Origin of the sequence: Pectobacterium peruviense (assembly GCF_002847345.1) — a bacterium.
GTDB lineage: Bacteria > Pseudomonadota > Gammaproteobacteria > Enterobacterales > Enterobacteriaceae > Pectobacterium > Pectobacterium peruviense.
The window spans coordinates 55,500-66,119 of record NZ_LXFV01000012.1; the positions used below are offsets into that span (position 1 = coordinate 55,500).

Below are 10,620 nucleotides of genomic sequence, written 5' to 3' on the forward strand. Positions count from 1 at the left end.
ATTCCTTAGTGGGTGACCGTCTGCACTGGCACCACATTCTCCTCGGTGGAGGTAGAAAGCTGTTGTTCCAGACGCTTGATTTTACGTAGTGCACGGCCAAGCGCAATGCGTTGACGCAGATAAAACAGACCGCAGATAACCCAGCCAAGGACAAAGCCCAGAGCAAACAGCGTGGCAAGCAGCGTGGAGATTCGATACTCCCCCTGCGCCAGCAGGTAGTTAAATGTCACAACCTGATCGTTGTGCGCACCCAGTGTGACAGAAATGATGAATATCGCTAGCACGAGTAAAAAAATCAGCAAATATTTCACATTTTCCTTCCTGTGATATCCATTAACCGGATGAATTATGCCAAATTTTGGCGACAAACCCCATTAAATTACCATGTCCAGCACAGACAGGGAAATCCAGAACCACACTCCACTGCCGTCTACGCTTGTTATTTATTCTTTACTGAATAAAAATGACAGCAGCGTGCTAGCAAGGGGAAAAGTCATGTCAAAACAGGACGAACAGCGATTATTGGTCAAGATCGCTACGCTCTATTATAGCGAAGGGATGAAACAAGCAGAAATTGCCGCCTCACTCCATTTGTCACAGTCTTTTGTCTCGCGTGCGATCACACGCAGTGTTAAAGAAGGTGTGGTCAAAATCAGCGTAATTCAACCCCCGAACATGTTCATGGGGCTGGAATCTGCCATTCAGAAGCGCTACGGCATCGATCAGGCCATCGTGGTGGACGTCGCCGACAACGCAACGCTGACGCAAATCAAGCAGGCGATTGGTTCCGCTGCGGCGCACTATGTTCAAACCAGTATCCGCCCTGACGATCTGGTCGGTATCTCATCCTGGAGTAGCACACTGCGGGCGATGGTGGACAACCTGCATCCACAAAGCGTGAAGGCGCAGGGCGTCATCCAACTGTTGGGCGGCGTGGGACCAAACGGCAATGTGCAGGCGACCATCCTGACACAAACGCTGGCTAACCAATTAAGTTGCCCAGCCTATCTCTTACCGGCACAGAGCATTGAACGTTCGGTGGAAGATCGCGCTCGTTTGGTGACCAGCGATGAAGTTTCCAGCGTAGTCGATAAGTTCAGCGAAGTGAGCCTGGCACTGGTGGGCATCGGCGTGCTGGAACCGTCACAATTGCTGAAAAACTCCGGTAACTATTATCACGAAGCAATGCTGCAACAGTTGGCGGAACGCGGTGCCGTCGGTGATTTATGTCTGCATTACTACAACGCGGAAGGCGAGCCAGTGTTGCAAGATGATGAAGATCCGGTGATTGGCATGGCGTTACCACAGTTGCGTCAGTGCCCACGCGTGGTCGCGTTGGCGGGTGGTGTCGAAAAAAGCGCGGCCATTCGCGGCGCGTTAATCGGCCACTATATTGACGTATTAATTACCGACCGATTAACCGCTGAGACGCTGATCTAACGCATTGCACACCCAGCGATTTGTGACGCTGGGTGTACGGTATCAATCAACGTTAGTTGGAATGTCAGGCGCAGGCGCCCCCCCTGCTCCGCGTCTGACAAGCCGTGCCGCTGCTACTCGCTAACGTTAATGGATGACAACAGCGCGTCCTGCACAATCCGCTGCGCCTGTAACGGATTTTGTGCTTCCTGTGCCGCCTGAAGCGCAGGGATATCCAGCTTGTCCAGCGCACGATAGATGTGCTTCAGGAAACGGATGGACAGCTGCGCCGCTTCAACGTGATTCTCCCTAAACGGGAACTGATCGAGCTGCCAGACGCCCTGCCAGTTGTTGATTTTCAGCACATAGAAGAATTCAAAGATCTCGGTCATGTGCACCGTGCCAACGACCAAATCGTCATCCCAGCCGCGCAGGTTGTCGTTCACATCCATGCCGAACAGCCGGCCGCGATCGATAATCAACTGGGCAGAGTCGGCCGGTGATTCTCCGCCATACAGCGCATGCCCGAAGTCCAGCAGCACGCCGACGTTATCCAGCCCGATGTCTTCAATACCCAGCAGCGTTCTCGCAGCGGAATCCCAGGTCATTTTCACGCGCGGTTCACGCGGCTTGTATTCGATGGCGAATTTCACATCGGGGTTAGCCCCTGCCAGATCGCGCATACCATCAACAGCAAGCTTCCACAGATTTTTATGGCTAACCTGAAACGGATAATCCCAACCATCCTGTCCCGGCCAGACTTTGACATAATTCGCACCCAATTCACGCACAATGCCAGCAGATTCGTGCATCAGTTCAAACGCCGCAGCACGAGCCGCCGGATCGGGGTTGGTGAAGGCGCCACGCGACCACTTTTGCAGGTAAATTTCCGGCGTGATGCCAATCGCTTTCAGCCCTGCATCCTTCAGTGCATCTTTCACTTCGCTTAGCGTGACGCCTGGCGTGAAGGGATAAGGCAAGTCGACATACGATAGCTCGCCGACCTCTTTTGCTGCTTTGATCTGATCGATAGTGCTCAATGCCGGGCCGTAGCCGTCCACCGCGTAGCGGTCGATATAGTTCGCAAAATGCCACAAACCGGCACCAAATTCAGGGTAGGTATACGTTGCCATAATAAAGTCACCTCTTTGATTTATAGGGTATTGAGCTGCTTATCTTTCTTGCGTATCGGATAGGTTTTTACGGTTAACCCTTTCTTACTGCTAAAAATGGTCATGATTCAGGCCGCAAACGTGCACGCGCCACCGCCGTACGCCACTGTTGGTAGCTCTCCAGAATGGCGTGATTTGCCGCCGACGGTTCGATGACTTCCACCTCTCTCGGCAGTGCGGCGATCTGTTCGTTGTGCTCCCACCATCCCAACATCTTGCCGCCCAGATAGGCCGCTCCCAGCGCCGACACTTCAGCGTTGTGATTGCGAATCAGAGGACGTTGTAATAAATCGGCCTGAAACTGCATCAGCCAGCGGTTTTGCGTCGCACCACCGTCAACACGCAGGGCGGGTAAAGCGGCTTGCGATGCTTGCTCCATAGCGAAAAAAACGTCCGCAATTTGATACGCAATCGCTTCAAGCCCAGCGCGAGCAATGATGGCGGGTGTAGTGGCGTCGCATAAACCACACAGCAGGCCACGCGCTTGCACATCCCAATAGGGTGCACCTAGCCCGGATAAGGCAGGAACAAAGAAGACACCTTGATTCGATTCGGCGCTAAGCGCCAGTTCGGTGAGTTGCGTAACGGAAGGGACGCCCAGCATCTGACCAATCCAGGCAAATCCCGAGCCGGTATGAGTGATATTGCCTTCCAATGCATAGCGCAGCTCACCATCGTGCCAGGCAATGGTGGTGCTGAGCCCTGCGGCGTGTTGATGCGGCGTGTTGATAGTGGTCATCAGCGATGAGCCGGTGCCGTATGTCGCCTTGATTTCGCCACTTTGGGTGATGCCTTGACCGTACAGCGCAGCATGGGAATCCCCAATCAGCGCCACAATCGGTACACCAGCAGCAAGCCCGCTGATGCCCGTCACGCCGGTGTGACCGTGTAACGCCGAGGAAAGCGTGACGGCAGGCAGACAAACGCTGGGGATACCGAACAGAGCCAGCAGGTCCTCATCCCAGCAGCCACGGTGAATATTGAACAATTGGGTTCTCGCCGCGTTGGAATAGTCGGTGGAGAACGCCCGCCCGCCGCTAAACTGCCAGTTAAGCCAGCAATCTACCGTCCCGATGCACAGTTCTCCCTGCATCGCCCGGGCAACGCCGTTTGGCAGTTCAGCCAGCATGGCATGAAGTTTGGCCGCGGGAAAAAGCGGATCGACTTGCAGCCCAGTACGGGATTCGATCAAACGTGCTTCGACACTACCCTGCAATGCCTGACAGAATTTCTCCGCACGGCGATCTTGCCAGCTAACCAATGCCGTCAGCGGTTTTCCGGTTTGCCTGTCCCAAATCAGCACCGACTCACGCTGATTACTGATGGCAACGCCTACCACCTGAGCGCGGTGTAATGATGACAGGCACGCCTCTGCCGCCTGACAAACCGCACGCCAGATCGCCATCGCACCCTGTTCGGACCTGCCCGGCTGCGGGTGCGTGACCTGCAAAGCAACGGCCGCTTTAGCCAGAATGCGCCCCCGCTCATCGACGGCAATCGCCTTGGCGTTCGTCGTCCCTTCATCGATTGCCAAAATAACCGGCGTATACATCATCAGCCTCCCGGACAAAGACGCAGTGCCGCGTTGACAATGCCCGTCGCGTCCAGCCCGTGATGCGCCCGCATCGCGCTCCGATCGGCAGCAATCGCGTACTGACCATCAGGAATCCCCAGCCGTACCAGAGGAATTCCACTGCCCGCTTCCGCCAGCACTTCCGCAACCAGACTACCTGCACCGCCGTTGACGTTATGTTCCTCGACGGTGATGACGCGAGGTGTTTCGCTCAGAATTTCAAGCAATTGCTGAGTATTACACGGTCGGATAGAGGAAAGATTAACCACCGCAGCGGAGAGTCCTTTTTCTGCTAATAATTCAGCAGCCGTCACAATTTCATGTACGGTCGACCCCAACCCGACCAGCGTGATATCACGGCCTTTGCGCAGTACATCGATCTGTCCCGGCACAAAGCGATAGTGCTCATCATGCAAAGCAGGCAGCGGTTTCCCATCGAGGCGAATATAGACTGGCCCCTGATGCGCAAACGCATAATCAATAATCTGGCGACATTCTTCCGGGCTGGATGGCGCGTAGATCTCAATATTGCCAAACCCTCTCAGCACCGCGATGTCATCAATACTGTGGTGCGTGCTGGCGAGTGGGCCGTAGCTACAACCCGCATTTAGCCCAAACAGCTTAACGTTACTGTTGTTGTAGCAAACGTCGACTTTGAGCTGTTCGTTGGCGCGGGAGATCAGGAACGGTGCCGCGTTGCAGGTCACCGCAATCTTGCCGCCGATGGACAGCCCTACCGCCGTCCCCACCATCGTTTGTTCTGCAATCCCGACGTTGACGATGCGGTCGGGAAAACGCTGTATGAACGGCGAAATCTTCGCCGTGGAGGTCGAATCCGCCAACACAGGCACTACATCAATCCCCTGTTCGACGGCCTTAATGAACTGCTCGACCATGACGGTTGCCAGATGCTCTGCGCTACTCATCTTTTAATTCCTCCAACGCCAGTGCTATTTCTTCGCCTTTCGGCACCCGATGGTGCCATTCAGCCCGCCCCTGAATAAACGATACGCCCGCCCCTTTTTCCGTATTCGCAATCACCACATTCGGCTTGCCATTGCGCGGTAGATTCTCCAACGTCTCCACCACCGAGCGCATGTCATTACCCGCGCATTCCGTCACCTGTAGGCCAAATGCCTGCCACTTTTCCGCCAGCGGATCCGTGTTCATGATGGAGCAGGTCGTTCCTGCCAGTTGCAGCTTGTTCTTGTCGTTGATGATGATCAGGTTATCCAACTGGTAATGCGCCGCCGCCAGCGCCGCTTCCCAGTTACTGCCTTCCGCCAGCTCGCCGTCGCCCGTCAGTACAAACACTCGACGCGGGCTGTTGTCACGTTTCGCAGCCAACGCAATGCCGACGGCAACCGGCAGCCCGTGTCCCAACGCCCCCGTGTTCAGCTCAATCCCCGGCGTCTTGTGCTTGACCGGATGCCCCGGCAAATGCGAATCAGGGTGCTGATAGGTTGCCAGCCACGACTCCGGAAAATAGCCCGCTTCTGCCAGGCAACAGTAATAACCGCCAACCGCATGGCCTTTTGACTGGATGTAAATGTCACGCTGCGGATCCTGAAGGCGATCCGGCGCACAGTTCAGAATGCGGAAATACAGCGCCGTCAGAATCTCCACCTGTGACAGATCTGCACCCGTATGTCCGCCAGCCGGACTATTGGCATTCAGATGAATAATGCGGCGACGAATGGCGCGGGCTTTGTGCGTCAGCGCCTCCACCGACAAGGAGTACGGATTCATACCTCACCTCGCTTGAATTTTTACTCAAAAACGAATATTTATTCATATTAAATCAAAAAAAATTGCGCTTAAATCAGGCCTCGGTATGTCTACCGACATCGCTCCCGCCACAACCCAACGCCCCATGCTATTTGCTCTTGAAGTACTATTTACTCTTAAAGTACGACTTACGTTTAACGCGCTATCGACACCTAGCTATGTCCCTTCCGCTGCGGCCTTCTGTGACACAATCGTGGCCTTGTGCTGCATACGGTTTTGCATCTGGTCGATAATCACCGCCACAATAATGACGATGCCTTTAATTACCATCTGCCAGAATTCACTCACGCCCATCATCACCAGTCCGTCGGCAAGAATCCCGATGACAAACGCGCCAATTAGCGTACCCAGAATAGTCCCGCGTCCGCCCGCTAATGAGGTTCCTCCGAGAACCACAGCAGCAATCGCGTTCATTTCAAAAGCGGTGCCCGTCGCCGGATGGCTGGCGACCAATTGAGAGGACACCACGATGCCCGCGATAGCCGCGCAGAAGCCGGAAATGGTGTAGACCCAGACTTTGACCTGACGAACCTTGACGCCGGAAAGCTCAGCGGCACGTTCGTTGTCGCCAATCGCATAGACATGGCGACCAAACGGCAGGCGACGTGCCACGTAGGCAATCACCAGAGCCAGTACCAACATCAGCCAGATGGCGAGCGGTAATCCCAAAATCGTGCCGGAACCAATTAGCTCAAAACCGGTATTGCCCAACTGCGGATTACCACCTAAGCCTGGGAACGTTTCTCCACCGGAAATCAGCATCGATGCCCCACGCACGATATACATCGTGCCCAGCGTGCAGATAAAGGGCGCAACGTTATACCGCGTGATAATCCAGCCGTTGATGGCACCGATGAGCGCACCAATCAGCAATACGACGGGCACAATGACCCACACGCTGGGGAAAATCGCGATGCCAAACATAGGCAGCACAATGCCCTGAGTAATCATGTAACCCGCCACCATACCGCACAGCCCCAGCGTGGCCCCGATTGACAGATCAATCCCGGCGGTAATGATCACAAACGTGATCCCTAATGCCAGAAACGCATTGATAGCAATGTGCTTCACCATGATGATCAGGCTGCCTGTCGCCAAAAATCCGGGCACCGTGAAGGCAAAGAACCCCAGAATCAGGAACAGCGCGATAAACGTACGTAGCCTAAGAATCAACAGCAGAATGCTCTCTCGTGAGCGTACAAACTTACCCGGTGATAGCGCGCCCGACGCTGCCGGAAGGTGAGTCGTTTTCATGTCAGAACCCTTGTGCACTTGCCGAAACCAATGCCGACTCGCTGGCCGACTGACGAACGATATTCGCCGTCAGCTTGCCATTCGACATCACCAAAATACGGTCCGATACCGCCATAATCTCTTTCAGATCCGAGGTGGAAAACAGCACACCAATGCCTTGTTCGGACAGCCCGACCATCATTTCAAACACATCGGCCTTGGCCCCCACATCAATACCGCGCGTCGGTTCGTCCAGTAACAGCACCTTCGGGCTGGTCAGCAACGAGCGGCCAATCACCACTTTTTGCTGATTGCCGCCGCTCAGCGCCTGAATTTCCACCTCGGGCGAAGACACTTTGATCGCTAACCGCCCAATCGTGCTGGCAACCACCTCTTGCTCCTGTCGTTGGAAGATTGCCATTCCGTATTTCAGCCGCCGCCACAGGCTAGCAATGGTGAGATTGGACGCCACCGACGAGAGCGGAAAGATACCGGTTTTTTTGCGATCTTCCGGCACCAGACTCATTCCCATACGAATGCGCTGCGCGGTAGAAAGGCGTGGGCTAACGGGCTTACTATCGAGATAAATCTTGCCCAGATAATCATTCTGAATACCCAGCAGACACTCGAAAAGTTCGGTGCGTCCTGCCCCCATCAGCCCGTAAATACCGACGATTTCCCCTTCACGAACCATCAGCGAGACATCGTTAACAACCTGATGCCCTGCATCATTGAGGCAGGTAAGGTGTTCAGCCTCCAATATCGGCGCACCGAACGTTCTATCCGGATGCAGGAAACTGGTGACAGGGTCACCACCGAGCATTTCCCGAACGATCCACGGCACGTCAATGTCGCTGACCGCCGCTTCCGCCTGAAAACAGCCATCACGCAGGATAGTGATGTAGTCGCCAATCGCCATCAGCTCTTCCAACCGATGCGAAATGTAGATGATGGAAACATTCTGGCGGGTCAGCTCGCGGATCACGCGAAACAGAATCTCCACTTCGGTTTTGCTTAGCGCGGAGGTCGGTTCGTCCAGAATCAGAATGTCGGCCTGATCTGCCAGCGCCTTGGCGATTTCCACCAACTGCTGCTGGCCGACTTTCAGGCTGGCAACCTCGGTGCGCGGCGAAATGTCCTGATCGAGACGCGCCATCAGCTCCGCAGCAATCCGCTCCTGTCCCAGATAATCAATAGGTGCAACGCCCTTTTGCCGTTCCCGCCCCAGGAAGATGTTCTCCGCCACACTCAGATTCTCGGACAGGTTAAGTTCCTGATGCACCATGCCGATGCCTTTCGACGCCGCATCGCGCGTATCCGCGATACGCACCGCGGTGCCATTCAACAGAATCTGGCCAGACGTCGGCTGTTGCACACCAGCCAGAATCTTCATCAACGTCGATTTACCCGCCCCGTTCTCACCAATGATCACGTTGACCTTGCCGCGATAAACGTTGTAATCGACGTTATCCAGTGCTTTGGTGCCGGGAAACAACATCGTAATACCTCGGGTCGCCATCACTATTTCGGGTCGGCGAACCGCGTCTGGTTGCATAGCCGCATCTGAACGTTCCATCATTGCGTCCCTCCGCTGCTCGCTCCGGTCAAATTTAGCGTCATCGGCACGGCATCGCTGATGTCCTGCTTGGTCAACACCAGCGCCGCCAGCACATTAACGGATTTACCCTGCACACTTGCATCCAACGCTGGTAACGACGCGATCGCTTTGTTATTCAGCGCGCGTGCCAGTTGGGCAAACTGCACCTGATTCTTGAAATCATCAAAACGGATAAACCCTGCCGCATCACGAATCGCATTGCCTTTGACGATGGGCCCTAACTGAAGCGTGACGACGTCACCTTGCACCTCAAGCGTCAATTTTCCTTCGCGACTTTCCCGGTCAATCCCGCTGACCGTGCCCTGAATCCGGGCGTAGACGGCTTTACGTGCGGTTCCCTCCAGCGCTGCCTGTGCTTTCTTCAGCTCATCCCAGGATAGCGCCTGCTGCTGTGCCGCTGGGAGCAGTGTGGGTTGCCACAGCGCAGTCGCGATGCTCTCTGGTGTCATGGTGCTATAGCCTGGCGTAGCCGCTGGATCGACCGGAATAATCGGCTTACCGTTCTCATCCAGATCGACCACCGTACAGGCAGACAGCAGTAAGGCGCAGAGCCCAACCCAACCAGCGCGATATCGTTCATCAAACAACATAACGACTCCTCTATTAGCAGGCGCTCACGCGCCCGCTGCCTCGATTACGGTTTCAACGCAAAGGTGTTGAGTTTGTTCGCGTTAGACTCATCGATCAGAATGCAGTCCATCAGCTGTTTTTCATCGTGCTGTGCCTTGCCGTTTTTCAGGTAGTAATCCGCCTGTTCAACCGCCATCTGCGCCTGTTGCCAGCCGGGTTGCAGCACTGTGGCTTTGATATTGCCTTTGTTGATGATGGAATCGCGTACGTAGTCGCTGCCGTCAAAGCCCACCACAATCACATCGTGACGCCCCGCCGCTTTCAGCGCCGCTTCTGCACCTAGCGCCATGGTGTCGTTGCCGGAAATCACACCGGTGATATCGGGGTTCGCCTGCAAGATGGCCTCCATGCGGGTAAACGCTTCCGTCTGACTCCAGTTCGCGGTTTGTCTAGCGACGCGCTTCATGTCGCTGTACTGATCGATCACATCGTGGTAGCCCTGCGAGCGGACGTGCGCATTGGTGTCCGACTCGCGACCAATCAACTCGACGTACTTGCCTTTCTGGCCCATCAGTGCAACGAATTTCTCCGCGCCGAGCTGCGCGCCCTGATAGTTATTGGAAACGATCTGCGCCACAGCCACGCCGGTTTCATTGATTTCACGGTCAATCAGGAAAGCGGGAATGCCAGCAGCTTTCGCCTTCTTCAACGGGCCAATGGTGGCATCAGCCCCTGCATTATCCAGAATGATGGCTTTCGCCTTGCGGGCAATCGCAGTTTCAATCAGTTGGTTTTGTTTGCTGACGTCATCGTCATGCGAAGCCACCAGCGTGGTGTACCCCAGTTCGATGGCTTTAGTTCTGGCACCTTCGGCTTCCGCTTTAAAAAACGGATTATCGTGTGAAGGGGTAATAATGGCGATCAGGCCGTTATCTGCGGCGAACGCGCCAGCAGAGAGGGAAAACATGATGGCTAGCAGGGAGGATTTCAGACGGTAAGGTTTCATTGTTATTCTCCTGTTTGAATATATATTCAATATTGAATTAACATTCAAATGAAGTTTTACAACCAACCGAAAAATTGTCCAACAGCAAAAACAGGAATAGCGAGGCAGCTCACAAATTGTTTACATTTGCGCGAGGAGATAACGGTGGGGATGGGGGAAAAACAGAAACGTGGGAGAAATTTTTAATGTTGCGTCAGCAACGGCTCGCAGGGTGACGGACAAGAAAGTCCGTCATAATAAA

Annotated in this window: 10 protein-coding genes; 1 reads left to right on the plus strand and 9 read right to left on the minus strand. The window is 54.6% G+C overall.

What is annotated here, in order from left to right; genetic code table 11:
• Nucleotides 1-5: 5 nt before the first annotated feature.
• On the minus strand, nt 6-311 hold the full coding sequence (locus A0G03_RS11095) for a LapA family protein (RefSeq protein ID WP_048259855.1): 306 nt from the start codon (nt 309-311) through the stop codon (nt 6-8).
• A gap of 184 nt (nt 312-495) precedes the next feature.
• Between A0G03_RS11095 and A0G03_RS11100 the strand changes: the two genes are divergently transcribed.
• A complete protein-coding gene (locus A0G03_RS11100; protein WP_048259854.1) occupies nt 496-1,440 on the plus strand; it encodes a sugar-binding transcriptional regulator in 945 nt (314 codons plus the stop codon).
• A gap of 113 nt (nt 1,441-1,553) precedes the next feature.
• Here the strand turns inward: A0G03_RS11100 and A0G03_RS11105 are convergent, their stop codons facing one another.
• The 8 genes from A0G03_RS11105 to A0G03_RS11140 all read right to left on the minus strand — a co-directional run bounded on the left by A0G03_RS11105 (nt 1,554) and on the right by A0G03_RS11140 (nt 10,379).
• Complete coding sequence (locus A0G03_RS11105; protein ID WP_014700270.1) at nt 1,554-2,552, minus strand: sugar phosphate isomerase/epimerase family protein; 999 nt, start codon at nt 2,550-2,552, stop codon at nt 1,554-1,556.
• Nucleotides 2,553-2,652: 100 nt separating this feature from the next.
• Nucleotides 2,653-4,143 (minus strand): FGGY-family carbohydrate kinase, encoded by a 1,491-nt coding sequence (locus A0G03_RS11110; RefSeq protein ID WP_048259853.1) that lies wholly within the window; start codon nt 4,141-4,143, stop codon nt 2,653-2,655.
• Nucleotides 4,144-4,145: 2 nt separating this feature from the next.
• A complete protein-coding gene (locus A0G03_RS11115; RefSeq protein ID WP_048259852.1) occupies nt 4,146-5,090 on the minus strand; it encodes a transketolase family protein in 945 nt (314 codons plus the stop codon).
• Nucleotides 5,083-5,913, minus strand: a complete 831-nt coding sequence (locus A0G03_RS11120) for a transketolase (RefSeq protein WP_048259851.1) — start codon at nt 5,911-5,913, stop codon at nt 5,083-5,085. The genes A0G03_RS11115 and A0G03_RS11120 overlap by 8 nt, the downstream gene beginning before the upstream one ends.
• Nucleotides 5,914-6,108: 195 nt before the next feature.
• Complete coding sequence (locus A0G03_RS11125) at nt 6,109-7,206, minus strand: ABC transporter permease (protein ID WP_048259850.1); 1,098 nt, start codon at nt 7,204-7,206, stop codon at nt 6,109-6,111.
• Between the two features lies 1 nt (nt 7,207).
• Nucleotides 7,208-8,683, minus strand: a complete 1,476-nt coding sequence (locus tag A0G03_RS11130) for a sugar ABC transporter ATP-binding protein (protein WP_189315205.1) — start codon at nt 8,681-8,683, stop codon at nt 7,208-7,210.
• Between the two features lie 77 nt (nt 8,684-8,760).
• The gene (locus A0G03_RS11135) at nt 8,761-9,393 is read right to left on the minus strand and encodes a DUF2291 family protein (protein ID WP_048259849.1); all 633 of its coding nucleotides are present in this window, start codon (nt 9,391-9,393) and stop codon (nt 8,761-8,763) included.
• Nucleotides 9,394-9,437: 44 nt separating this feature from the next.
• The gene (locus A0G03_RS11140; protein WP_048259848.1) at nt 9,438-10,379 is read right to left on the minus strand and encodes a D-ribose ABC transporter substrate-binding protein; all 942 of its coding nucleotides are present in this window, start codon (nt 10,377-10,379) and stop codon (nt 9,438-9,440) included.
• Nucleotides 10,380-10,620 lie beyond the last annotated feature (241 nt).

Excerpts from the sequence above, each read along its gene's own strand:
- A0G03_RS11140 (WP_048259848.1), bottom strand. The coding sequence starts at position 10,379 with ATGAAACCTTACCGTCTGAAATCCTCCCTGCTAGCCATCATGTTTTCC.
- A0G03_RS11110 (WP_048259853.1), bottom strand. The coding sequence starts at position 4,143 with ATGTATACGCCGGTTATTTTGGCAATCGATGAAGGGACGACGAACGCC.
- A0G03_RS11105 (WP_014700270.1), bottom strand. The coding sequence starts at position 2,552 with ATGGCAACGTATACCTACCCTGAATTTGGTGCCGGTTTGTGGCATTTT.
- A0G03_RS11135 (WP_048259849.1), bottom strand. The coding sequence starts at position 9,393 with ATGTTGTTTGATGAACGATATCGCGCTGGTTGGGTTGGGCTCTGCGCC.
- A0G03_RS11120 (WP_048259851.1), bottom strand. The coding sequence starts at position 5,913 with ATGAATCCGTACTCCTTGTCGGTGGAGGCGCTGACGCACAAAGCCCGC.
- A0G03_RS11125 (WP_048259850.1), bottom strand. The coding sequence starts at position 7,206 with ATGAAAACGACTCACCTTCCGGCAGCGTCGGGCGCGCTATCACCGGGT.
- A0G03_RS11130 (WP_189315205.1), bottom strand. The coding sequence starts at position 8,683 with ATGTTGTTTCCCGGCACCAAAGCACTGGATAACGTCGATTACAACGTT.
- A0G03_RS11100 (WP_048259854.1), top strand. The coding sequence starts at position 496 with ATGTCAAAACAGGACGAACAGCGATTATTGGTCAAGATCGCTACGCTC.
- A0G03_RS11115 (WP_048259852.1), bottom strand. The coding sequence starts at position 5,090 with ATGAGTAGCGCAGAGCATCTGGCAACCGTCATGGTCGAGCAGTTCATT.